The organism is Enterocloster sp. 210928-DFI.2.20, assembly GCF_020554465.1.
GTDB classification, from domain to species: domain Bacteria; phylum Bacillota; class Clostridia; order Lachnospirales; family Lachnospiraceae; genus Enterocloster; species Enterocloster bolteae.
Genome location: NZ_JAJCHK010000009.1, coordinates 1 through 23,960 on the forward strand (window position 1 = coordinate 1; position 23,960 = coordinate 23,960).

The following is a 23,960-nucleotide window of genomic DNA, read 5'->3' on the forward strand; positions in this document are numbered from 1 at the left end:
GAATTGGGGCGGGATTTTAACAAATCCCACCCCAACTATTGACAAAGAGCCAAAAAAACAGAGCCGGCCCATAGGACCAGCTCCATGTGATAATCTTATATATAATACTACTCTTCCTCAGCGGCAACCGCGATATGCAGCTCCTCCAGCTGTTTCTCATCCACCTGTCCGGGCGCCTCTGTCATCAGACAGGAAGCATCCTTCACCTTGGGGAACGCGATCACGTCGCGGATACTGTCAGCTCCCACCATCAGCATCACAACGCGGTCCAGGCCATATGCCAGGCCTGCGTGAGGCGGAACACCATACTTAAATGCTTCCAGAAGGAAGCCGAACTGCTCTCCGGCCCTCTCAGGCGTAAAGCCCAGCACCTCAAACATCTTGGACTGGATATCAGCCTGATGGATACGGACCGATCCGCCGCCCATCTCCACGCCGTTCAGCACAATATCATATGCCTTGGCACGAACCCGGCCGGGATCAGAATCAATATACTGTAAATCCTCATCCATGGGCATGGTGAATGGATGGTGCATGGCCACGTAGCGGTCCTCCTCCTCTGAATATTCCAGAAGCGGGAACTCTGTCACCCACAGGAACTTAAAGTCATCCTTCTTAAGCAAATCCAGCTGTCTGGCCAGTTCCAGACGCAGATTTCCCAGGACATCAAATACCACCTTATTCCGGTCAGCGGCAAACAGCAGCAGGTCGCCCGGCTTTCCGTCCATGGCGCTTATCAGGGCAGTCATTTCCTCCTCCTTCATAAACTTTGCAAAGGAGGACTTGACGGTGCCGTCCTCGCTGATTGCCACATAGGCAAGACCCCTGGCGCCAAAGCCCTTGGCATATTCCACCAGAGCGTCTATCTTTTTGCGGGGCATATGTCCCTGTCCCTGGGCATTGATGCCGCGCACACTGCCGCCATTTTCCAGAGCGCCCTTAAACACTGCGAACTCGCAGCCCTTAACCACCTCTGAAACATTCTTAAGCTCCATACCAAAACGCAGGTCCGGCTTATCAGATCCAAAGCGGTCCATGGCCTCCTGCCAGGTCATGCGAGGAATGGGCAGCTGCACATCAAAACCGCAGATTTCCTTAAACAGCTTCTTTAACAGGCGCTCATTTACATCCAGCACATCGTCCACATCCACAAAGGACAGCTCCATGTCAATCTGTGTGAATTCAGGCTGTCGGTCTGCCCTCAGGTCCTCATCACGGTAGCAGCGGGCCAGCTGGAAGTAACGGTCATAACCGGAACACATGAGGAGCTGCTTGAACAGCTGCGGGGACTGGGGTAGGGCATAGAAGGAACCGGGATGCACGCGGCTGGGCACCAGATAGTCCCTGGCCCCCTCAGGCGTACTCTTAATCAGGGTAGGTGTCTCAATTTCAAGGAATCCCTCTGATGCCAGAAATGCCCTGGTAAGGGTAGCCACCTGGCTTCTAATCATAAGATTTTTCTGGAGATCCGGTCTTCTCAAATCCAGGAAACGGTACTTCAGGCGCAGCTCTTCCTTTGTCTTGCTGTTCTCCTCAATGGGGAAAGGAGGTGTCTCGGACTCGGAAAGAATGCGCATGGAGTTAGCCCTGATCTCAATGGCTCCTGTGGCCAGGTTGGTATTTACCGCGCCGGAGCGGGCCTCCACCCGTCCTGTAACGGCAACTACAAACTCGCTCCTCAGCTTTTCCGCCTTTGCGAAGTTCTCTGCGCCGCAGTCATTTTCCTCAAATATAATCTGAAGGATGCCGGAGCGGTCCCTCAAATCCACAAAGATGATGCCGCCCTTGTTCCTGCTCTTCTGAACCCATCCCATGACGGTCACTTCCTGACCGATATGGGCAGTGGTCACTTCCGTACATCTATGGGTACGCTTTAACCCAACCATTGATTCTGCCATTGTCTTATCTCCTTTATTTTCCTTAATTCTTCAGGCTTTCCTTATAAAATTCCTTAAACTCCGTATATCCTTCCCTGCCCAGCTGTTCCTTCTGGAACTTCTTGTTCTTATTCATCTGGGCAACCAGAACCTGCACACCCTTCTTTCTCTCTTCCATGGCTTCGCGGATTACGGCTGCCAGCCTGGCGCTGTCCACGCCCTTCTCAAAGAGAAACGCCTTCCTGTCAGAAGCGCCGGGCACAGTGAATCCATTGTCCATAAGAATGGTTACAATGCGTTCAAAGCCTATGGAGAATCCGCAGGCCGGTGTCTCCATGCCCGTAAACTTGCCGATCATCTTATCATACCGGCCGCCGCCTGCCACGGAGCCGCCAAAGCCTTCCATGGAGACCTCGAAAATAGTTCCTGTATAATATGACATGCCTCTGACCAAAGTGGGGTCGAACTCCAGGCCGAAATCAGCCTCAGCCACCTCCGTCACTGTGTCCATGATGTGGGCCAGTCCTTCGCTTACATCGGCAGGCATCACCTCTGAGAGCATCTGTCCCAGGGCCCTTACACCGGCTGAATCCTTTGTCACGTTCTTAAGCATGTCCAGATATCTGCTTACGCTCTCCGGGCTGTGGCCGGATTCCAGAAGCTCCTTCTCCACACCCTCATATCCTATCTTATCCATCTTGTCCAGGGTGATGAACACCTGGTCCATGGACTCCTCCGCAAAACCGCAGTACAGGGCCATGCCACGCAGGATGCCTCTGTCGTTGATACGGACCGTAAAACCGTTGTCCGGGCAGATTCTTCCAAGGGCAGTGGTGGTAGCCAGAATCAGCTCAATTTCAGCCAGGCTGGTGGCATCTCCCAGGATATCAATGTCACACTGTACAAACTGGCGGAAACGGCCCTTCTGGGGACGGTCCGCACGCCACACGCTGCCCATCTGGAGGGCCTTGAAGGGGCTTGGCAGATTGGCTGCGTTATTGGCGTAGTAGCGGGAAAGGGGGAGGGTGAGGTCATAGCGCAGGCCGCTGTCCACCAGGTCATTCTCTTCCTTTGACCCTTCCAGGTTCAGCTTGTCCCCTCTTTTCAGTATCTTGAAAATCAGTTTCTCATTATCTCCGCCCTGTTTGCTGGTCAGGTTTCCGATATGCTCTACGCAGGGTGTCTCTATCTGGGTAAATCCAAAGCTTTTATAGGTCTCTTTGATTTGATTCATCACGTACTCACGAATCTGCATCTCAGCAGGCGTGATATCCCTCATGCCGGTGACCGGCTTCTTTGCTAATGCCATACGCGTTCTCCAATCCTGTTTTTTGTTCAATATCTTTATTTTAAGCAACTTTTATGATTTTGCAAGCATTTTCATAGATTTTTCCCTATTTGGACCCTATTTCATGGCCTCTGCCGCAATCCGCATGCGCTCATAAGGCACTCCCATGGGAATGGTGCAGTCCGTGCCCAGGATAAAGCCTGTCTCACCGGCTTCTGCCATGACGCGCCTTACCTCCTGGCGAATCTCATCCGGGGTCCCTTCTATCAGTGGTCCTTTGTGGTTGGAGAGGCCGCCCATAATGGCGCAGTCCGCAAACCGTTTCCTGCCCTCCGCCAGGCTCATTCCCGTCTCATAGATGCCCCAATTGGCAATGCTGTAAAGTCCTTTATAACTGTCGTACCGGTCAAAATTCACATCTGTCTTGCACATGTGCAGGATGTTATGTCCTCCCGCTTCCAGGCAGGCCTTCATAATCTGCTTATCAAACGGCATGATATACTCCTCAAACTCCTGGTCCGTAAACAGGAACCGCTCGCCTCCCAGTCCCGCGTAGAGGATGCCGTCCAGACCCAGTTCCACAAATTTCCCCGCCAGCTGGCACAGTCCGTCCGCAATCCGCTTCATGGCGTCAAGCACCGGGCCCTTATTCTGCCTTAAATGGCTGCAGAGCAGCTGCCGCACCGGCATATAGCCGTAATCCGGTTCAATGGGGTGGATGGTGGAGGCCACGATGCCGTGAAGGGTACCGATATTAAAGGCGTCCCTGTCGCACCGGTCCAGGACCCTCTTGACCAGCTCAATCTCATCCTCCATAAATTTATCCTTAAGTGTAATGGGCCTGATGCATTTCCAGTCCTCCGGCGTCTTTATGGATCCCATGTTGGGAACCAGATGTTCATTCATGATTTTCTGGATATCCGGATTTACCTCCCGGAAAAACTTCAGGTGTTCTTCCACCGCTGCCTGCCCAAAGGCTGCCTCCCTGGCAAAATGAGTGGTAAAGTAACAGGGAATCCTGTCCACCGGTTCATGCTTCATTGCCGCAAATACACGCTCTCTTTTCTTCACGATATCTCTCCTTATCAGATGGTTATTAACTCAATCGTTATAATAAAATCTGCCGGAACCATGTCTCTTTTTACATGACTCCGGCATTTACGCTTCCGCGCCGTATATGTCCATATAAACCGCGGGCCCCGGCCTGGGTTAAAGGATGCGCTCCTTGCGCTGTATCATCTCGTCAATCCTGCTAATATACTGCTCCACTTCCTTCACATTCTCACACCGTTCCCTGCGGTTTTCAGAAGGAAAGACCACCTTGGTGGTGGTTCCCGCGCCGCAGGCCGCTATGGTCTGCATCTCCTCCATAATAAGGATGTTGTAGATACAGGCTTTGCCGGGCAGGGAATACCCCACATTCTCAAAATTGCCGGCCATGTTCTTCTGGCGGTACAGATAATAGGGCTCCATACCCATCTGGCGGGCACAGGCAGCGCTGAGCTCAATCATCTCCGGAGTGTTCTGAATCTTCAGCCCGCCGTACTCTTCCCTGAACATGTTGAGCCTGGCCGCCCTCTTGATGGCCAGGGAATGGACGGTAAGGGAATCCGGCGCCAGAGCCTTTACCTCCTCCAGGGTGAGCCGCACATCGTCCATATTCTCCTCAGGAAGCCCCATAATCAGATCCATGTTGATGTTGTCAAATCCCAGCTCCCGGGCCATGTAAAACCGATCTTTCACCATATCCACGGTGTGGTGGCGGCCAATCAGGTCCAGGGTCTTCTGGTTCATGGTCTGGGGATTAATGGAAATACGGGTGATGCCGTGGTCCCTCAGTACCTTAAGCTTGTCCATGGTAATGCTGTCCGGCCTCCCGGCCTCCACTGTGAACTCCAGCACCCGGCTCAGATCAAAGAGCTGCTCAAGCCTGCTTAAGAGAGCTTCTAAATCCTCCGCTGAAAGGGATGTGGGAGTGCCTCCGCCGAAATAGACCGTGTCCAGAGGCCTTCCCTCCATCTTCCGGGCCGTATATTCCAGTTCCTTAAACAGCGCTTCCAGGTAAAGACCTGTGCGCCCCTTCCATTTCCCGATGGGATAGGAGGTGAAGGAACAATACAGACAGGTGGTGGGGCAGAATGGTATCCCCACATACAGGCTGTAACCCCGCTCATAATCCAATGGTTCCAGAAGCTTTTTCTCCCTGGCCGCAATCTCAATGCTCAAATCTATCTTTTCATCGCTGGCAAGATAGGTTTCCTTCATAAAGGACCGGATATCCTCCTCCTTCCAGCCCTCCTCCAGCCTGGTGAGGGCGATCTTGGTGGGGCGGATGCCGGTCAGGGAACCCCAGGGCATTTCCTTTCCCGTGCGCGCTGCCAGCATGAGGTAAAACATTTTCTTTATGACATTCTTGGTGGCGGAGTGATCCGAAAGGTCCGAGGGACGGGTGCAGGAATCCCCTAACATCCAGCCCTTTAAACCCTCCGGGCATGATGGCGCCTGCTCCTTTCCCGGCTCCGGCCCGGCCGCTCCCCCGCCGCAGCCCTCCGGCCCTGTCTTATCTCCGCCGCAGTCCTCCGTGGCGGCTGCATTTTCCCATATATAGATTGAAACCGCGCCGTCTCCCAGCCGCGTCTCCACGTAAAAGTCCGCCCCGTCCTTTACCTCATGAACATAAGCCTCACCTGGATAAAAGGACATCAGAAGTTCTCTGATGTCCTGTTCGTACTGGTTATCCTGTATTAAAAGTCCAATCATACAAAACCTGCTTTCTATTATAAACCTTCTTTTATTCCTGCTTGAAGGCATCCGGTCCTTTTACCCGGAGGATATTGTCTCTTACTGTAAGCACAGGATTCCCCTGCTTCTCAAATCCAATGGTGGTGGGGTCTCCGTGGCCTGTATACACCATGGTATCATCGGGCAGCGCAAAAAGTACGTCCACAATGGAGCTGACAATACGAATGGTATTCCCTGTAGCCAGGTCCGTCCTGCCGTAGGAACCGCGGAACAGGGTATCCCCTGCAAAGATAATTCCTTCATCCGGCAGATAGAAGCAGCAGGAGCCTGCGGTATGTCCCGGTGTGAACAGCACCTTCCACCTGGTTCCCAGGAGCTCCAGCTCCTGTCCGTCGTGAAGAAGCACATCCGCATGCAGGCTGGTCTGGGGTCCTCTGAATCCTCCGGTCATATTAAGCTTTGTATCTGCCAGCATATTCTCCTCTGCCTCATAGGCATAGAGTTTTACCCTGAATGCCCTGATTACATCCGGCACAGCCATGATATGATCAAAATGGCCGTGGGTCAGCAGGACTGCCATGAGAGTGATTCCCAGCTCGCTGCACTTGTTCAGAATATAAGGAGCGTTGTCAGCCGGGTCAATGACCACACCCTCCTTGGTCTGATCATCATAAACCAGGTAACAGTTGGTACTCACCTGTCCCAGTACACATGTCTTAATCCTAATATCGCTCATATCCTTCCCCTTTCATCACAGCTATCCTGTTGTTCTCTCTATATCCAGGACGCCTTCTATCTGACGTATCTTATCGGTCAGCCGGTTCAGCTCATCGGTCCCATGAATGTCAAATGTCATGATAATGGTGGCCTTGCCCTGCTTGCTGGTCCTTACGTTCATGGACGTAATGTCAATCTGCTTCTCCGTAAAGACCTTGGATATATCGGCAAACATGCCAATCCTGTTATTGGCAAATATCTTGATTTCCGTGGAATACTGCTCATTGTTGCTGGCGCCCTCCGCCATCTGCCATTCCGCGTCAATCATCCTGCTCCGTTCATCCTCCGGCAGGTTGATGATGTTCACACAGTCCGTGCGGTGAATGGAAACCCCGCGGCCCCTGGTGACAAATCCCACGATTTCATCCCCTGGCACCGGGTTGCAGCACTTGGAAAAACGGACCGCCAGATCATGGATCCCCTTGACCATGATGCCGCTCTTTGATTTGCGGACGCTGGCCTCACCGGCCCTTCCCGCTGTGTCGGCTATGCCGCTGAGCACATCCGCATCCGTAATCTCCCGTTTTAACTTCTTCTCCCGCTCCTCCATCATCTTGTTGATGACCTGGCCCTCTTTCAGGCCCCCGTGTCCAATGGATGCCAGAACGGAATCCCAATCCTTATAGGCATACCGGTTCATGACCTTTTCCATGAATTCAGGCTTGCCGATATCAGACCAGTTAATGCCCTTGGCCTTACAGTAGCGTTCTATCTGGTCCCGGCCTCTGACGATATTGTCTTCCTTCATCTGGCTCTTGAACCACTGGTTAATTTTATTCTTAGCCTGGGTGCTCTTCACAATACCCAGCCAGTCCCGGCTGGGCCCCTTGGAGTTCTGGGAAGTGATGATTTCCAGCTGGTCGCCGTTTTGAATCACATATTCAATGGGCACCAGCTTGCCGTTGACCCTGGCTCCCACCATCTTATTGCCCACGGCGCTGTGTATACAATATGCAAAGTCAATGGGTGTGGAACCGCTTGGAAGAGTCTTTACATCCCCTGACGGTGTAAAGCAGTACACACTGTCGGAGAACAAATCCAAATCTCCCTTGACCATGCTCAGGAACTCCTTGGAATCGTCCGTATCCCTCTGCCACTCCAGAATCTGGCGCAGCCAGCTGAGCTTTGCCTCAGCGCTTCCCGCAGCCACCTGTCCGCTTCCGCTCTCCTTATACTTCCAGTGGGCGGCGATACCGTATTCCGCTGTCCTGTGCATCTCATAGGTACGGATCTGTATCTCAAAGGGCTGTCCGTTGCTCCCTATGAGGGTGGTGTGCAGGGACTGGTACATATTCTGTTTGGGCATGGCTATATAGTCTTTGAAACGGCCCGGAATAGGCTTATACATCTCATGGATGACGCCCAGGGCGGCATAGCAGTCTTTCACGGTCTCCACCATGATGCGCACTGCGAACAAATCATATATCTGGTCCAGAGTCTTGTTCTGGTTCACCATCTTTTTATAGATACTGAAGAAATGCTTCACACGTCCGCCCACCGTGGACTCAATACCCGCATCCTCCATGTGGCTCTTGACCTCGTCCACGATTTCCTGGACAAAGGCCTCCCTTGTATCCTTGCGGAGGGCCACTTTCTCCACCAGGTCGTAATATACATCCGGCTGAAGGAACTTAAGGGACAGATCATCCAGTTCAATCTTAATCTTGGAAATGCCCAGCCTGTCGGCGATGGGGGCATAAATTTCCATGGTCTCCCTGGCCTTTTCCTTTTGCTTCTCCGGCTTCCAGTACTGACCTGTCCTCATGTTGTGAAGACGGTCCGCCAGCTTGATGATAATAACGCGGATGTCCTTTGCCATGGCCAAAAACATCTTGCGCAGGTTGTCTGCCTGAATCTCCACCTTGTCCTTATCCCAGTTTAACTGTGTCAGCTTGGTGACACCGTCCACCAGGAAGGAAACCTCAGAGCCGAACTCCTTGGTCAGCTGCTCCAGGGTCATAATGGTATCCTCTACCACATCATGAAGAAGCCCTGCTGCAATGGTCTCCTTATCCATCTCCAGATCGGCCAGTATAATAGCCACGCACAGCGGATGGATGATATAGGGCTCCCCGGACTTGCGCTTCTGCTCCTTGTGGGCCTCATCTGCAATCCTGTAAGCCTTTTCAATCATGGTAATATCATCTGAAGGATGATATTTGCGGATTGTATTAATCAAGTCCTGATACAGCACTTCAGGGCTGGTAAAGTCGGCCGGCGCTTCCAATTCGATATCCAGTTTTTCTTTTGTTCCCTCATTTGCCATATGTTCGGTCACCTTTTCCTATGGATAGTCAAGATACATTATAATTTTTTTTATGTAAAAAAGCAAGGGGCGCTTGGAAAAAAGCGGGGCCGGGCCGGAACGCGGTCATTAGACACGCTCTATACCGGCCCTGCCTCGTCTGTTTTGTCATAAATGGCAATCCCGTTTTTCTCTGTGCGCTTCACCCGGTACATGGCTCTGTCCGCCCGGTTTATCAGGTCCTCCATGCGCTCGGATTCCCTCTGGGCAAAGGCCAGGCCGATAGACGCATTGATCCTGCGGCTGGTGCCGTCCGGCAGCTGGATGGAGCTGCGCCCCTCATATCCGGATCTCACCTTATCCTCTATGGTCTTTCTGTCACTGTAGCCATAGAAGAACAATACAAACTCATCGCCCGACAGGCGGACCGCCATGCACTGTTCCCCAAAAGCAATGCCGGTCAGAAGGTCCGCCATAGCCTTCAGGTAATGGTCTCCCATCTCATGGCCATAATTGTCATTCACAAACTTAAGGTTGTCCAAATCACAGAAAACAAGGGCGTTGACCCGGCTCCTGTTTCCGTCCAGTATTTTCTGCCCCTCCTTTTTAAGGTAGGACGCATTGTACAGGCCGGTAAGCTGGTCATGCTGGGATATATTCCTGAGACGCAGTATCTCCATATATGCGTCAGTCTTGTCGATAACAATGCCGAACACGCCGTGTTCCTCATGTCTCTGGCGTATGGAAACGGCCCTGGTATTGCAGGCCCTGTCCGTGTAGGAAAATCCGTCCTCCAGTTCCATAACCCGCTCCAAACCGCCAAGTATATCCTCCCATACATCGTAGTCCAGGCAGCCGTCGGAACCCATGCGGTCCGACCCAATATCCAGCAGCTGCAGGATGGATGAGCTCAGTTTGACCCGTGAGCCGCCTTCCTGATACTCAAAGCTGCCCACCTTTTCCCCGGCTGATTCCAGGGTAAAGGAATACCTGGAATAGCTCTGCTCCAGCTTTGCGGCCATATCGTTAAGGGCCTGGTGGATGCGGTCTATCTCTTCTATTCCGCTTTCCCTAAAATGAACCTCCTCCGGGTTCTGGCAGGTAATGTCCTCCTGCAGCTTTTTAATTGGTTTTAATACCATCCAGATGGCTATATACGAAAAAATGATGGCAATTACGATGGACAGCAGATAGACCCCCGCCACCATAACAATGGTGGACCTGGACAGTTCTGCCAGCTCTGAGTGGTAGCACACCGCCCCCACATACACGGAACCGCCTTCCATATGTCCATAAACCTGCAGGATGCTGCGCACACCGTCGTAGGAAGCTCCATTATACGTTAATGAAATCCTGCCGCCATCTTCCCTGTAGTCATAATCCGTTCCTATGAACGCCTTATCCCGGCTGTAAAGAATCTTTTCATCCGTCATGAGAAGTACCTGCATTCCCTTGTACGGAGGATTATCCAGGCCCAGATACGAGTCCAGCACTTCCCCGCTGATTTGGAACCCCATCATCCGGCGGCTTCCATAGACCTCCTGGCTTATGACATAATACAGACGGTTATCATCAAAGAACCATTTTCCCCCCTTTGTCCTTTCTGTCCAAAACAGTTCCGCCTTTGCCCATTCCTGCGGCGTCAGCTTGGGACTCCAATCCTTGGAGAGGGCAATGGGATATTCGCTCTTAGAGCTTCCCACCACACAGTAGATATCACCATAGGCAGACGAAAATATCTGCGGCTCCCCGTCCCGGTATATAACAGCCTCCTTCTGGTCCAAATCCAGATAAAAGACGCCGTCCACCGATGATGCGTGGTTTAAATTGTCAATCAGTCTGTCATGTATCTTCCTGTCATCCTTTATCTTTGCCAGCTCTTTCTCCATGGTATTGGCGATGAGAAGGGAGTTATTCATATATCCTGATATAAGTGAGTCCTTTTCCGCTACCTGGGATTCCATCACCTTATAAGGGCGGTTGGCTGTTCCCGAGAAGGTTCCGGTCACCATCAGTCCAAAGCCAAATATAACGCTCTGCAGCAGGATGGCCATTAATATGGCGTTCCTCACCCTGTTGCTCAGCAAACGTTTCTTCATGGGATATCCTCCATTCCCCAGACAGAGGCACTGTCAGACACTATTCTTCAAAAATGGTCTTTACCTGTTCATAAAACGCCTCTGCCTTACTGCCGTAGTCCATGGAAGCTGCCGCCTCATCCATGGACATCCCCCTGGCCAGATACTCCTCAAACTCCATACGTCCCTGGCTCAGCGCCTCGCTAAAGCACGCGTCCACCCCTGTCCTGACATCATATGAGTTCTCAAAGTCAAACCCATACACCATCTGGTATGAATTGCTCTGCTTAAGTCCGGTCTCAATCCCTTTTAGCACCCTGGCGTCATCAATCTGCTGTTCCTGCTCCTCTGTCATGCCGTTATTGTCCACAGGCATATAGGACATGGAGGTGGCAAGTTCAAAGCCTTTGTCAATGGTCAGCCAGTGTATGAAATCCAGGGCAGCCCTGTTTTCCTCATCACTGCGGTTAAACACCGCCACTCCGGCCCCCTGCTGGATTGCCGTCGGGGTGGTCCCCTCCATCACCGGGTATTGGTAGACACCTGTTGTAACCGGTACCATATTTCCCTGGGAATCAGCCACTTCTTCCGGAAAATACAGGACGCTGCTGCTGGATCCGATGCAGCCTGCCAGATAGGACTGCTTTACATCATCACTACGGTAACGGCCCTTTGCCCCGTAATACCCCTTTGTAAAAGGCTCATAATAATTCAGGAACAACCTTTCGATAATACCCTTATCCAAATCCGGCACCATGGTGCCGCTCTCATCGTAATGGTAGATGTCCGAACCCATAGCATGATTCATAGCCACAAAATAGTTGGCCAGGTTATCTACTCCAATGAAAGGTCTCCCATCCCCGTCCGTACCGGGAGTCATGCTGTCCGTCCACTCAAAATATCCCTCAGCCATCCGTTCCAGCCCTTCCCACGACTCCATGTTCTCCTCCCGGTATTGGGGATTGGCGTCCAAAAATTCATCCAGCCTGGTCTGGTTCATGAGAAGAAGCTCCGTGGATTTTGCCACCGGCAGTATGTAAAGCTTTCCGTCGATATAACCCTCGTTAAGGTATGCCTGATTATACTGTGCCAGATCTGCCTCCGGCACCACACTGCCCAGCTCCACCAGTCTGTCGGGATGCAGCTTTACCGTGTTGACCACCATGTCCCTGTAGGCAAGCACAATATTTGCCATCTCCACATCATTGGTGGTGCCGTTGAGCACCAAGTCTATCTTATTGGTCAGGTCGGCGATAGAGCCCTGGCTGTAAGCCTCCACGGCCACGCCGCGTTCCAGGCCCAGCGTACCATTGTACTCCTTTACAAGCTGGTCCAAATGCTGCTTCTGGGCATCATTATAATAGTGCCAGAACTCTATGGTCATGGCAGTGTCGCTGTCATTTTCCTCTGTCAGGGCAGAAGATTCCTCCGCCTGGGGGATTTCAGCTTTTTTGTTTTCCCCGGCACAGCCGCCCGCCAAGACTGCCGCTCCGATGCAAAGAGCCGTTATTGACGCCATCCGTAATCTTCTCATGCCCGTAATCCTCTGTCTTTCTGAAATTTATTGGTCTGTTTAGATAATTATTAATATTGTACTACGGGGAAGGGGTTTGTTCAAGGAAATATCAGATGAATTTTGGAGTTCGTTTGATGCACAGATATAACAAAAAGGCCCATTTTTCAATCTAATGGGCCCTTTCTGTAACCAAATCTATTTCATTTTCCTACTTGCCTTCATAAATAATCGCGGAATCCACATCATATCCCTTCAGATGCTCCCGTCCCTTCAGTCCTGCCAGCTCCATGACAAAGCATATCTTTACCACCTGTCCGCCCAGCTGCTCAATCAGCTTGACAATTGCCTCAGTGGTTCCTCCTGTGGCGATCAGGTCGTCCACAATGATTACCTTCTGGCCCGGACGGATGGCGTCCTTGTGCATTTCAATGGTTGCCTGTCCGTACTCCAGGTCATATTCCATGGAAATGGTCTCACAGGGAAGCTTTCCCTTTTTGCGCACAGGCACAAATCCCTTGTGCTGCGCATAGGCCACCGGCACTCCAAAGATGAATCCCCTTGATTCGGGGCCTATTACCAGGTCGTAATCCAGGTCCTTGACCATGTCAATCAGGCTGTCCACTGCCATGTGAAGCCCGTCTGCGTCCTGCAGGATGCTGGTCACATCCCGGAATATGATTCCAGGCTCCGGAAAATCCGGTATGCTTCTTACATACTCTTCTAACTTTTTCATGATGGTTTCCTCTCTTCCACATTCAGATTCTTAACCGTATCCCTGATTATCAGCTTATTGTTCAGGTAAATCCTCCGGTTGTCCACGATTCCCTCGTCCAGGCGCCGAAGCAGCACCCTGGCTCCCTCCCTGGCAATCTCCCCCATGTTGCGCTCCACTGTGGTCAAATGCATGTCCGAATAGCCTGACATATCCCAGTTGTCAAAACCCACAAGGGAAACATCATCCGGCACCTTAAGGCCGGCCTCCACAATGGCTGTCCTGGCGCCAAAAGCCATCTCATCGTTAAAACACAGCAGGGCCGTGGGCCGGAAGGTGAGAAGCTGTTTTGCCGCGGTGTATCCGCTGGCATACCGGTAATTGCCGCTGATAACAGGAAGGGCATCCGGATCCAGTCCGTGGCTGGTCATGGACGTCCTCCATCCCCTGCGGCGCAGCCGGCTGGAATCCAGCCCCGGATTTCCTTCTATGATGCCGATGTTCCGGTGTCCGTTCTCCAGCAGATAGTCCATGGCCCGTTCCATGGCAAGGGCCTCATCCGTGGTCACATTGGGCGCGTCCACGTCCACGGCACGGCAGATGACTGACATGGGAATCTTTTTGTCCAGGACTTCGTTCATAAACTCCATGTCCTCGCTTCGCTGGGACAATACGATGATTCCGTCAAAATAGCTGGGATTCAGTGTCCCGGGCTCATGCATATCAATACCTTTAACCACTACATTATACTTGCTTCCCGCAACACTGTAAACCCCTGTCAGCACGTCGTGGAGCACAAACGGCGATGTCATCTTACTGATGGTAGAGAAGTACAGCCCAATTACATAGGATCTGGATTTTTTCAGGTTGATGGCTGCCTGGTTGGGCACATACCCCATCTCCTGAGCCAGGCGCAGTATGTTCTTCCTGCTCTCCGTATTCTCAGCCCCTATGCCGTTTAAGGCCCTGGATACCGTGGAATAGGAAACCCCCGCCCTTTTCGCGATATCCTTTATCGTCACTGCCATAATATCCCCCTCTTTGCTGTCCCCTATAAGCATTTGCATCATTCCCGTTCGGGCGTACGAATACAATCTAACTCGTTTTCCGGCTTCTGTCAAATGCTTCCGCAGACACGGCCGATATTTTCCGTGATGATGGCCGGACCATCCTGTCCCTCCACCTTTACATCCGTAAGAATCAGCTCCTCAATCTGGTTGGCGTAGATTCCCATGCGGCATATATGGGAGCTGCAGCCATCCATCATGGCGGGCTGTCCTTCCCTGGCAGACGCCGCATAGGTGACACGGACATGATCCATCTCCACCCGTTCAATCCGCTGTTCCGGAAGACCATACATGTAGGCAGCCGCCACATGGCAGTTTTCTGCCTCTATATCCTTAAAGCACAGGCTCTTAATCAAAGGTGTTCTTTCATCCACCAGAAGCGCCTCCTTTGTACGCACATATTCGCTGTGGCCGTCCGGATCACAGAAATAGAAACAGTTGATAACAAAAGGAGTCATCACATGGTCCATGCGGATGTGTTCAAAGACAATCCCGTCCACCACGGCATCCTTTCCCCGGCCCCTGCGCGTCTTGATGCGCAGTCCCCTGTCCGTGTGCAGGAACATGCAGTCCTTAACGGTCAGGTTTTTTACCCCGCCCGCCATCTCACTTCCGATGGTAACAGAGCCATGGCCGTCCCTCATACAGCATCTGCGGATGGATATGTCTTTTGACGGCCGTTTATAGGTGGAGCCCATATAGATTTTTCCCGACTTTACGGCAATACAGTCATCTCCCAGTGAGAAATAGACACCGGCAATCTCCACATCCTGACAGGATTCCGGGTCCAGTCCGTCGGTATTTGGCGAATCCTTGGGATTCAGCACCTTAAGGTCAAAGAACCTTAGGTGGTCGGAGAAATAGGGATGGATATTCCAGCTGGGGCTGTTCCTCACCGTGATTCCCTGAACCGTCACCTGCCGGCACCGCTCCAGGAAAATCATCCTGGGGCGGCAGGCCGTGTGTATTACCTTGGGCTCATGCCACCAGTTTCCCTCACTGTCTCCCGCGTTCCCGTCTATGGTTCCCTGCCCATAGATAACAGCGCCTTTCACGTTCACGCCGTTTATGATGCCGGTAAACATGGGAAGAGGATTGCCCTCCCATGTGCCCAGATTGTATTCGCCCTGCTCGTCATAGCTCTGGATCATTCCCTGGAACACAGGAAAACGGGTCCGGTCCGTATACGCGGACAGCACCGCCCCCTCAGCCAGCTCAATGTTCACATCATCCTTTAAAAACAGGGAGACAATGCGGTAGGTCCCGGCCGGAATCAGGACCCGGCTCTTTTCAGGGCAGGCCATAATGGCAGCCTGGATAAACAGAGTGTCATCCTGAATCCCGTCCCCCTTTGCCCCGAAATCGCGCACATCCAATGTGACGAATTCGCTGTCCGTGGTAAAGGAGGACTTAAGCACAAGTCCCTCCCCGCTTCTGGCCTCCACCTGATAGCTGGTATCAGGTTTCAGATCATAAATGCTTGTGACAGCATTTCCCGTTTCCCGGATAAACTTCCCGTTCAGATAGAGGCGGTACATCCGGCTGGTCTCATATGTACCGCCGTCCTCTATCTCCAGTACGGCGCAGCGCGCGTTTTTATAAATCACCTTTAAATCCATTGCCTTATACCTCTTTTCTGTTCTGTCTCTCTGTAGCTGCTGTCAAACCAGGAATGGGGCCCCTCCCAGGAGAGCCCCCATTTCCATCCAGGCCAACCCTGGCCGTTTTCTATTTTAACCCTTAACGCCGCCTGCCGCAATACCATCAATGAAAGAATCCTGTGCACAGAAGAACACAATCAGCGACGGTACAATGGAAATCAGGGACATGGCCAGGATACGGTTCCACTGGAAGCCAACATCTCCGTCCATGGACATGCGCAGGTATACGGAGTTCGTATATTTCTGCATATCAGCAATATAAATCAACGGGCCCTGAAAATCGTTGTTGGTCCACATGAACTGAAACAGGGCGCAGGACACCAGAGACGGCTTCAGCATGGGGACAATTACGTACCACAGCGTTTTTAATGTATTGCAGCCGTCAATCTTGGCAGCTTCCTCCAGCTCCTTGGGCACTCCCCTGAGGAACTGGATCAGCATGAATACAAAGTAGGTATCTGCTGCAAACAGGGAGGGTACGATCAGAGGAAGGTATGTGTTCACCCATTTCCACTTGTTAAACATAATGTACTGGGGCGCATTGAGAACCACCTGGGGAAGAAACAGGGTGGACATCAGCAGCGCAAAGAAAATCTTCTTTCCCTTAAAGTCAAACCGCCCGAACCCATAGGCAGCGATAGTGGCGGACACCACGGTGAAAATCACCTTGGGAATCACAATTTTATACGTATTAATCAGGGAGGTAATCAGGGATATCTTGCCTCCATAGCTTTTAAAGGCATTGCTGTACCCGTCGAACACAGGGTTTTTAGGCAGGAACCATGCACTGGTAAATATCTCGGAATTGGTCTTAAATGTGGCCCCAACCATCCAGATAAGAGGGTATACCATGATAAATCCCACCAGAATCAGCAGGGTGTAGCGGATTGCCGTGCTGACTTTCCGTTTTGTCTCTCTTGTCATATGTTCCTACCTCCCTTCCTCGTCTGAATAATATACCCATTTTTTCTGGCTGATGAACGCCACCGCGGTCAGCGTCATGACAATCAGGAACAGGATCCAGGCTTGCGCGCTGGCCATTCCCATCTTATGGCGCAGGAACGCATTGTTGTAAATCAGCATGGAAATCAGGGTGGTTGCGCCGTTTGGCCCGCCCTTTGTCACCAGGAACGGGGCATTGAACTCCTGGAATGCCTGGCAGAGCTGTGTAATCAGGTTATAGAAAATAACCGGTGTGATAAGGGGTACTGTAATCTTAAAAAACTGGGTCCACTTGCCTGCGCCGTCAATGGAGGCAGCCTCATACAAATCTTCTGACACGCCCTTTAAGGCTGCCAGGAAAATGACCATGGCGGAACCAAACTGCCAGACGCGTAAAAGCACAATCACAAACAATGCGCTGTTAGCGCCGGCCATCCAGTTAATCTTCGGTCCTCCAAAGAACGTGATTACCGTGTTAATCAGTCCGTCCGTATTGAACACAGCCCTCCAGAGAATGGCAATGGCGATGGAACCGCCCAGGATGGACGGGATATAATATGCTGTCCTGAAAAAGTTCACGCCCTTCAGCTTGAAGTTGAGAATATATGCGATAAAGAGGGCAAACGCCAGCTTTAAGGGCACGTCAAATATTGCGTATTTGAATGTCACCACAAATGCCCTGATGATATCCTCATCCGTAAATATCTTCTCGTAGTTCAGAAGTCCGGTCTTTGTTATTCCGTTGAACAAATCATAGTTGGTAAAGCTGTAGTACAGCGAAGATGCAAATGGATATACCTTGAACAGAAGAAATCCAACCAGCCATGGCAGAATGTAAAGCAGGCCGATATTCAACGCCCAGAATCCTTTCTTTTTTTTCATACGGTTACCTCCAAACCTGTTAATCTAAATAGCGCTCATACTTCTCCCTGAGCAGCGTACCTGTGCTGCACCCCTTTTGGATCATGTATGCAAGCTGCTCCTGCGGGCCCGGATTCCCTCCTGCCAGCATTTCCTTTAATCTCATGCGGAATATGTCCTGAAGCGCCCTGTAATGCTCGTATATTTCCGGGGACATTTGGTCTATGGTATCTATCAGCAGGACCATCTGGTCCATGCCAGGCGTTTTCAAAGTCTTAAAATATGTAACAATGCTGTCGTAATTTTCCCTGTGCTTTACTGCTTTCCTAACATCCATTCTATTTCCTGCCATCTAAAAACTAATAACTGTCCTGAATCCCATCTGAAAATCAGAAATTATAGCAGTCGTCAATACCCTTCATCAAATCCTCTGCTGCTTCGGCGGAGGTGATGTCGCCTGCGCTCAGCTTTCCAAATACCTTATAATATACACCGTCCGGATTGGCCTTCAGGTCATTATGCTCAAACATGGGGTCCAGAGGGAATTTGGAGTAGGCCAGAACCTTTGCATTGGCCTCCATAACCAGCTTATCACCGATTCCCTTTTCCTCCAGAATCTTTACGCCCTCTGCGGAGCATGGAATGCCGCGCTCAGTGCCGCAGATTTCAATTGCCTCATCATCATTTAATAAGTAATTAACCAGCATGGCTGCTTCCTTTGGATGCGCTGAATTTGCGGATACTGCCAGCGCCATGGAAATCTTGGTAAAGCCGCCGTCGTAATCACCAAATTTAAGGAAGTCCCCGATAACCAGCTCCTGGCCCGGCTTTGTGGTACTCTCCGCGATTGCCTTCTGGACCTTGGAAACTGCGGAGTCCCACTCAAATACGCCAGCGTATTTGCCGTCGATTACTTTTGCGTTCTTATCTAAGGAATCGGCCATATCACCCTGAAGCGTGGCAATGGTAGGAATCACATGGGCCTCCTCCAGCTTTGTCATGAAGTCCATGCCTGCCTGAATCTCCTGGGCTGTGTACTGAAGTTCACCGTTCTCAACCCACGGTTTGCCGTATACACTCTCCAGATAGTATACCAGGAAGATGGCCCTGTCGTATTCCATCATAGCCAGAGGGTAATAATCTTCATTGTAAGCCTTAAACTTGGCCCCCGCCTCCAGAAGGGAAGCTTCATCCGTAGGAATCTCACATCCAACCTCATCAAAGGTAGTCTTATTCCAGTAGAACAGACGTCCTGTCAGGGCAACCGGAACCGCCATCAGCTTGCCGTCTGCCTTGCACTGGTCCAGGCTGTCCTGGGAAAACTGGGTCAGGTCCAGGACATCGCTGTAATCCTCCAGATTTGCAAAGTTAGTCCCGTTGCCGCTGTAGGATGTAATCCAGTTCCAGTTAATCTGCATGACGTCGGCCGCATTGCCTCCCTGAATGGCAAGAGACTGCTTCTCTTCCCATCCGGTCCAGGCGCCGTACTCGCATTCCACCTTAATATCAGGGTACTTTGCCATAAATGCGTCCACCGCCTTCTCAGTTGCCTCATGTCTGGAGTCACCGCCCCACCAGCAGAACTTGATGGTCACGTCCCCGGTGCTGCTCCCGGCTTCCTTGCCGCCTGCCTGCGCTGCCGTGGTGGTCCCGCTGCCGCTGCCGCCTGAGCAGGCTGTCAGTGAAAATGCCATTACAGATGCCAGGGCCAGGGACACTGCTTTTTTCAGGTTTTTCTTCATCATTTCTCTCCCTCTCTTTTCATCGCCTTCGCATGTATGTTTGCAAAGGTTTGCATCATTATTTTAAAAATTATGCATATCTGCCATTTGTAAGTAATTACATTTAGTTCATTTTAAGCAAACATGCATCGTTTTTCTTTGTGTTTCCATAGTAGCACTATTTATATCGTATGTCAATTGTCTGATTCGTATAGTTTTTTAATATTTTTTTGTTTAATATACCCAATTCTTTTTCTGCTTTTTTTATGTTAAGATGAATTCAAGATTTAAAAAATGGATTTTAAGGATTTCAAAGACATAATACACTCAATTTATAGTTATATCCCGGATTTAATTGAGCTAAATTACTGCTGTTTTGTCTGCAAACGTTTACATTTCCATTTTTTACAAGGACGCCTTACATCAGGCTTCGTGTACATATATGTATAAAGGAGAGTTAAGATTATGAAAATACTGGACCGTTACATCGACCAGCTGATTGAACAGAGCACCCCTGAATCCCCCGTATGGAACATCGAAAAAATCCGGGAGGGTTCAAAATCCACCTGGAACTATATTGACGGCTGCATGATTAAGGCCATCATCGAACTCTTCCTTATAACCAGAAACCACCGGTACCTGGACTTTGCGGACGCCTTCACCGGCCGCTTTGTGAGAGAGGACGGCTCCATTGAGTCCTATGACCCAAAGGAGTATAACCTGGATCATGTAAATGCCGGCAAAACCCTGTTCGATCTTTACAAGCTGACCGGAAAAGAAAAATACAGAAGAGCTATGGATACTGTATACAGCCAGTTGAAGGAACAGCCCCGCACATCCACAGGAAACTTCTGGCATAAGAAAATTTATCCCCACCAGATATGGCTGGATGGGCTGTACATGGCCCAGCCTTTCTATATGCAGTACGAGGCAGAGTATAACGGATGTAAAAACTGCGAAGATTCGTACCAGCAGTTCCTTCAGGTATACGGGCGGATGAGAGATCCCCTCAACGGGCTCTACTACCATGCTTACGATGACTCACGCCAGATGTTCTGGTGCGACAAGGTGACCGGACTGTCGGAGAACTTCTGGCTCAGGGCTATGGGCTGGTATGCCATGGCGCTGATTGACACCATGGAAGTCATGCCCGAATCCATGGCCTGCCAGAAGGCGCGGCTGAACGCCATCTATAAGGAACTGATTGATGCCATGCTTCCCTACCAGGACCAGGCCACCGGCATGTGGTACCAGGTGGTGAACCGGGGCGGAATTGCTCCCAACTACCTGGAGGAATCCGGTTCCGCCATATTTGCCTATGCCATCATGAAAAGCGTACGGCTCCATTACCTTCCCGAGGAATATTTTAAATACGGCCAAAAGGCATTTGACGGCATATGCAGCACATACCTCTCCGAAAAAGACGGCAGTCTCCAGCTGGGCGGCATCTGCCTGGTTGCCGGGCTGGGCAACACGGACATGCGGGAGGGCACTTTTGAATATTATATGAGAGAGCCGGTGGTTGAAAACGAAGCAAAGGGAATCGCCCCCCTTATCCTGGCTTACATCGAAACCATGTTCCGCTGCCAGTCATAAAGCAGCAGTATAGAGCAGAGGCATAGTACCGCAGCAAAAAGCAGCGGTGCAAAGCAGCTGCACAAAACAGGCGGCAAAAATGATTGAACCCATACGCTGTTTTCAGTATAATAATACTGGAAACAGCTTTTTTGCACATTTCCCCCTCTTGTTTCCGGAAAGGCGAGAACATGAATATAAAACACTTTAATATTATGGTTACGGACCAGGAATGCGGACATGCAAGGGAATCCGGAAATCCGGCGGACCTGACTGCTTATCTGTTGGATCGCCTGCCCCATAAGCCGGAGCTTCTCCGCCCGGCCGTGGTCCTTTGCCCGGGAGGCGGATACGGCTTTGTGTCCCCCAGGGAAGACCAGCCTGTGGCCATGGAATTTCTGGCAGCTGGATGCCAGGTCTTTTCCCTGCACTACAGCGTTGCCCCGGAAACCTTTCCCGTGGCCCTTATGGAACTGGCCAAAGCCGTGGCGCTTGTGAAAAGCCATGCCTGTGAATGGAATATTGATACAGAACGGATTATGGTATGCGGTTTTTCTGCAGGAGGCCATTTAGCCGCCTGCCTGGGCATGATGTGGAACCGGGACTTCCTCTACGGTCCCCTGAATATGGCCCCCGAGGACATACAGCCAAAGGGAATGATTCTATGCTATCCGGTTATCACCTCCGGCGAATTTGGGCATAAACGCTCCTTTGAACAGCTTTTGGGAGGCAAGGCCGGCGATCCCAGACTCAGGGAACTGGTTTCCCTGGAACTTCAGGCAGGACCGCACACACCCAGAACCTTCCTGTGGCACACCTGGACCGACCAGTCCGTGCCTGCAGAAAACTCTCTGCTGCTGGCCCAGGCCCTGAAAAAGGCCGGCGTAAGCCTGGAAATGCATATTTATCCCAGCGGACGCCACGGACTGTCCCTGGCTACGGAGGAGGTTTCCGACAGCACCGGAGACTGCCTTGTGCCTCACTGTCAGGGCTGGATGGAACTGGTAAAAGAATGGATAAAAGAAAAGGACAGGGAATGATATGTTAAAAGAAGAACGGCAGGCATTAATCTTAAATAAGCTTCACTCCTCCGGCAAGGTAGTGGTCAGCAGACTGGCAGTGGAGCTGAATGTATCCGAGGATACCATCCGCCGCGATCTGCTGGATCTGGACCAGAAGGGGCAGGTCAAGCGTGTGTTCGGCGGAGCCATTCCCATGGAGCGCCCGGTCATCAATTTTTTTGACCGCGAGACAACGGATGTGGAATTAAAGCAGCGCCTGGCGCTGAAGGCACTGGACTTTCTGGAGAAGGACCAGCTGGTGGCCATTGACGGCAGCAGCACGAACCTTCAGTTTGCCAAGAACATTCCAAACGGTCATAAGCTGACCGTGCTGACCAACAGCTATTCCATTGCCCACGCCTGTTCCATGAAGGACCAGGTGGATGTAATCGTCCTGGGAGGACGGCTGTTAAAGGAATCCATGACCAATGTGGGCGAAACCGCGGCCAGCCAGGCAGCGCTCTACCACCCGGATCTTTGCTTTATGGGCGTATATGCCATCCATCCTGAATACGGCATGACCATCCCCTACCCGGATGAGGTCAGCATAAAGAGACAGCTGATTCAGTCCTCCCGAAGGGTCATTGCCCTGGTAAATCCCATAAAGCTGAATACTGTATCCAGATATCATGTGTGCGGCATAGAGGCGTTTACCACATTAATCACGGACAACGGCGTATCCGGCGAGATGGCTGTGGACTACCGGAACAAAGGACTGGACTTTTTATAGCCAGCAGGCATTTCATATCACCCATTGCGATTTTTTGCGGTACTTTTGCGGTATTTCATTTATACTCCGGCAGCTTTTCGTGTGCATTCTAATAAAAATCGCATATTAACGCACTTTTTTGCAATAATTTGCTTGACACAGCATGTATATGCGCTATAATACACTTAGAGATAAAAAGGAAGCGGGCAGGCGAGCCTGTCCCACACATTTTAGGAGGGTATTTACTATGAAATTTTTTGTGGACACAGCGAATGTTGAGGATATCAAAAAAGCGAATGATATGGGTGTTATCTGCGGCGTTACCACCAATCCGTCCCTGATTGCAAAAGAGGGAAGGAACTTTGCCGAAGTCATCAAGGAAATCACCGACATCGTGGACGGACCTATCAGCGGCGAGGTTAAGGCTACCACCGTTGACGCAGAGGGCATGATTAAGGAAGGCCGTGAGATTGCAGCCATCCATCCCAACATGGTAGTTAAAATTCCTATGACAGTAGAAGGATTAAAGGCAGTTAAGGTGCTTCACGCAGAAGGTATCAAGACCAACGTTACCCTGGTATTCACATCCGCACAGGCTCTCTTAGCCGCACGGGCAGGCGCATCCTACGTATCCCCATTCCTTGGACGCCTGGATGACATCTCCATGCCGGGTATTGACCTGATTTACGACATCACCGAGATTTTCCAGATGCACAACATTGAGACTGAAATCATTGCTGCCAGCGTACGCAACCCGATTCACGTAATCGACTGCGCCAAGGCCGGCGCCGATATTGCAACCGTTCCTTACAAGGTACTGGAGCAGATGACAAAGCATCCGCTCACCGACCAGGGCATTGCCAAATTCCAGGCTGATTATAAAGCTGTGTTTGGGGAATAAGGAACCGATGTGATGTTACCATATCAGCATTGTTAATATCGTATATCTAAAAAATGGCATGCCGGGATTGACGGCATACCCATAGTAATGAAGGGCCGCATTGTTGTCTTGGATGCGGCCCTTCATTATTATGTGCGTCTATGTTAATCTATGTTATCAACTGTTCTATATCGCAGAAGCAGTCACCTCCCGCGCTGTGTTTCCGGTTCTTACGGACACATCTGCCT

At 51.1% G+C, this 23,960-nt stretch carries 19 protein-coding genes; 4 read left to right on the forward strand and 15 right to left on the reverse strand.

Going from position 1 to position 23,960, the window contains the following annotated elements:
* Positions 1 to 107: 107 nt before the first annotated feature.
* From aspS to LI015_RS10215, 15 genes are all read right to left on the reverse strand, one after another.
* Entirely contained in the window at positions 108 to 1,898 is a 1,791-nt protein-coding gene (gene aspS / locus LI015_RS10145) for an aspartate--tRNA ligase (protein WP_002569012.1), read from the reverse strand.
* Positions 1,899 to 1,920: 22 nt separating this feature from the next.
* The gene (hisS, locus tag LI015_RS10150) at positions 1,921 to 3,186 is read right to left on the reverse strand and encodes a histidine--tRNA ligase (RefSeq protein WP_227124887.1); all 1,266 of its coding nucleotides are present in this window, start codon (positions 3,184 to 3,186) and stop codon (positions 1,921 to 1,923) included.
* 96 nt (positions 3,187 to 3,282) lie between these two features.
* Positions 3,283 to 4,236 (reverse strand): uroporphyrinogen decarboxylase family protein, encoded by a 954-nt coding sequence (locus LI015_RS10155; RefSeq protein ID WP_227124889.1) that lies wholly within the window; start codon positions 4,234 to 4,236, stop codon positions 3,283 to 3,285.
* Positions 4,237 to 4,374: 138 nt separating this feature from the next.
* Positions 4,375 to 5,925, reverse strand: a complete 1,551-nt coding sequence (hemZ, locus tag LI015_RS10160; protein ID WP_227124890.1) for a coproporphyrinogen dehydrogenase HemZ — start codon at positions 5,923 to 5,925, stop codon at positions 4,375 to 4,377.
* A 31-nt stretch (positions 5,926 to 5,956) separates the two neighbouring features.
* Positions 5,957 to 6,643, reverse strand: a complete 687-nt coding sequence (locus LI015_RS10165; RefSeq protein ID WP_227124892.1) for an MBL fold metallo-hydrolase — start codon at positions 6,641 to 6,643, stop codon at positions 5,957 to 5,959.
* Positions 6,644 to 6,664: 21 nt separating this feature from the next.
* Positions 6,665 to 8,950 carry a RelA/SpoT family protein gene (locus tag LI015_RS10170; RefSeq protein ID WP_002569017.1) on the reverse strand — a complete coding sequence of 762 codons (2,286 nt, stop codon included), beginning with the start codon at positions 8,948 to 8,950 and terminating at the stop codon, positions 6,665 to 6,667.
* A gap of 119 nt (positions 8,951 to 9,069) precedes the next feature.
* On the reverse strand, positions 9,070 to 11,028 hold the full coding sequence (locus LI015_RS10175) for a sensor domain-containing diguanylate cyclase (protein WP_118019031.1): 1,959 nt from the start codon (positions 11,026 to 11,028) through the stop codon (positions 9,070 to 9,072).
* Between the two features lie 40 nt (positions 11,029 to 11,068).
* On the reverse strand, positions 11,069 to 12,541 hold the full coding sequence (locus LI015_RS10180) for an extracellular solute-binding protein (protein WP_002569019.1): 1,473 nt from the start codon (positions 12,539 to 12,541) through the stop codon (positions 11,069 to 11,071).
* Between the two features lie 190 nt (positions 12,542 to 12,731).
* Positions 12,732 to 13,256, reverse strand: a complete 525-nt coding sequence (locus tag LI015_RS10185) for an adenine phosphoribosyltransferase (protein WP_002569020.1) — start codon at positions 13,254 to 13,256, stop codon at positions 12,732 to 12,734.
* The gene (locus tag LI015_RS10190) at positions 13,253 to 14,263 is read right to left on the reverse strand and encodes a LacI family DNA-binding transcriptional regulator (RefSeq protein ID WP_024725967.1); all 1,011 of its coding nucleotides are present in this window, start codon (positions 14,261 to 14,263) and stop codon (positions 13,253 to 13,255) included. The genes LI015_RS10185 and LI015_RS10190 overlap by 4 nt, the downstream gene beginning before the upstream one ends.
* Positions 14,264 to 14,352: 89 nt before the next feature.
* Complete coding sequence (locus LI015_RS10195; protein WP_002569022.1) at positions 14,353 to 15,921, reverse strand: glycoside hydrolase family 28 protein; 1,569 nt, start codon at positions 15,919 to 15,921, stop codon at positions 14,353 to 14,355.
* A gap of 114 nt (positions 15,922 to 16,035) precedes the next feature.
* The gene (locus LI015_RS10200) at positions 16,036 to 16,887 is read right to left on the reverse strand and encodes a carbohydrate ABC transporter permease (protein ID WP_002569023.1); all 852 of its coding nucleotides are present in this window, start codon (positions 16,885 to 16,887) and stop codon (positions 16,036 to 16,038) included.
* Between the two features lie 6 nt (positions 16,888 to 16,893).
* On the reverse strand, positions 16,894 to 17,787 hold the full coding sequence (locus LI015_RS10205; RefSeq protein ID WP_002569024.1) for a carbohydrate ABC transporter permease: 894 nt from the start codon (positions 17,785 to 17,787) through the stop codon (positions 16,894 to 16,896).
* Positions 17,788 to 17,806: 19 nt separating this feature from the next.
* Positions 17,807 to 18,103, reverse strand: a complete 297-nt coding sequence (locus LI015_RS10210; protein ID WP_002572981.1) for a hypothetical protein — start codon at positions 18,101 to 18,103, stop codon at positions 17,807 to 17,809.
* A 52-nt stretch (positions 18,104 to 18,155) separates the two neighbouring features.
* Positions 18,156 to 19,511 (reverse strand): ABC transporter substrate-binding protein, encoded by a 1,356-nt coding sequence (locus LI015_RS10215; protein WP_227124893.1) that lies wholly within the window; start codon positions 19,509 to 19,511, stop codon positions 18,156 to 18,158.
* A gap of 441 nt (positions 19,512 to 19,952) precedes the next feature.
* On the opposite strand from LI015_RS10215, the gene LI015_RS10220 reads away from it, so the two are divergent.
* From LI015_RS10220 to fsa, 4 genes are all read left to right on the forward strand, one after another.
* A complete protein-coding gene (locus tag LI015_RS10220; RefSeq protein ID WP_227124894.1) occupies positions 19,953 to 21,083 on the forward strand; it encodes a glycoside hydrolase family 88/105 protein in 1,131 nt (376 codons plus the stop codon).
* A gap of 170 nt (positions 21,084 to 21,253) precedes the next feature.
* The gene (locus LI015_RS10225) at positions 21,254 to 22,102 is read left to right on the forward strand and encodes an alpha/beta hydrolase (RefSeq protein WP_227124895.1); all 849 of its coding nucleotides are present in this window, start codon (positions 21,254 to 21,256) and stop codon (positions 22,100 to 22,102) included.
* Between the two features lies 1 nt (position 22,103).
* Positions 22,104 to 22,853, forward strand: coding sequence for a DeoR/GlpR family DNA-binding transcription regulator (locus LI015_RS10230; protein WP_227124896.1), 750 nt, complete (start codon positions 22,104 to 22,106; stop codon positions 22,851 to 22,853).
* A gap of 226 nt (positions 22,854 to 23,079) precedes the next feature.
* Entirely contained in the window at positions 23,080 to 23,733 is a 654-nt protein-coding gene (fsa, locus tag LI015_RS10235) for a fructose-6-phosphate aldolase (protein WP_002569030.1), read from the forward strand.
* Positions 23,734 to 23,960 lie beyond the last annotated feature (227 nt).

What these genes read in the sequence shown, in the direction of transcription:
- aspS (WP_002569012.1), bottom strand. Translation starts at nt 1,898, where the DNA reads ATGGCAGAATCAATGGTTGGGTTAAAGCGTACCCATAGATGTACGGAA.
- hisS (WP_227124887.1), bottom strand. Translation starts at nt 3,186, where the DNA reads ATGGCATTAGCAAAGAAGCCGGTCACCGGCATGAGGGATATCACGCCT.
- hemZ (WP_227124890.1), bottom strand. Translation starts at nt 5,925, where the DNA reads ATGATTGGACTTTTAATACAGGATAACCAGTACGAACAGGACATCAGA.
- LI015_RS10165 (WP_227124892.1), bottom strand. Translation starts at nt 6,643, where the DNA reads ATGAGCGATATTAGGATTAAGACATGTGTACTGGGACAGGTGAGTACC.
- LI015_RS10170 (WP_002569017.1), bottom strand. Translation starts at nt 8,950, where the DNA reads ATGGCAAATGAGGGAACAAAAGAAAAACTGGATATCGAATTGGAAGCG.
- LI015_RS10175 (WP_118019031.1), bottom strand. Translation starts at nt 11,028, where the DNA reads ATGAAGAAACGTTTGCTGAGCAACAGGGTGAGGAACGCCATATTAATG.
- LI015_RS10180 (WP_002569019.1), bottom strand. Translation starts at nt 12,541, where the DNA reads ATGAGAAGATTACGGATGGCGTCAATAACGGCTCTTTGCATCGGAGCG.
- LI015_RS10185 (WP_002569020.1), bottom strand. Translation starts at nt 13,256, where the DNA reads ATGAAAAAGTTAGAAGAGTATGTAAGAAGCATACCGGATTTTCCGGAG.
- LI015_RS10190 (WP_024725967.1), bottom strand. Translation starts at nt 14,263, where the DNA reads ATGGCAGTGACGATAAAGGATATCGCGAAAAGGGCGGGGGTTTCCTAT.
- LI015_RS10195 (WP_002569022.1), bottom strand. Translation starts at nt 15,921, where the DNA reads ATGGATTTAAAGGTGATTTATAAAAACGCGCGCTGCGCCGTACTGGAG.
- LI015_RS10200 (WP_002569023.1), bottom strand. Translation starts at nt 16,887, where the DNA reads ATGACAAGAGAGACAAAACGGAAAGTCAGCACGGCAATCCGCTACACC.
- LI015_RS10205 (WP_002569024.1), bottom strand. Translation starts at nt 17,787, where the DNA reads ATGAAAAAAAAGAAAGGATTCTGGGCGTTGAATATCGGCCTGCTTTAC.
- LI015_RS10210 (WP_002572981.1), bottom strand. Translation starts at nt 18,103, where the DNA reads ATGGATGTTAGGAAAGCAGTAAAGCACAGGGAAAATTACGACAGCATT.
- LI015_RS10215 (WP_227124893.1), bottom strand. Translation starts at nt 19,511, where the DNA reads ATGATGAAGAAAAACCTGAAAAAAGCAGTGTCCCTGGCCCTGGCATCT.
- LI015_RS10220 (WP_227124894.1), top strand. Translation starts at nt 19,953, where the DNA reads ATGAAAATACTGGACCGTTACATCGACCAGCTGATTGAACAGAGCACC.
- LI015_RS10225 (WP_227124895.1), top strand. Translation starts at nt 21,254, where the DNA reads ATGAATATAAAACACTTTAATATTATGGTTACGGACCAGGAATGCGGA.
- LI015_RS10230 (WP_227124896.1), top strand. Translation starts at nt 22,104, where the DNA reads ATGTTAAAAGAAGAACGGCAGGCATTAATCTTAAATAAGCTTCACTCC.
- fsa (WP_002569030.1), top strand. Translation starts at nt 23,080, where the DNA reads ATGAAATTTTTTGTGGACACAGCGAATGTTGAGGATATCAAAAAAGCG.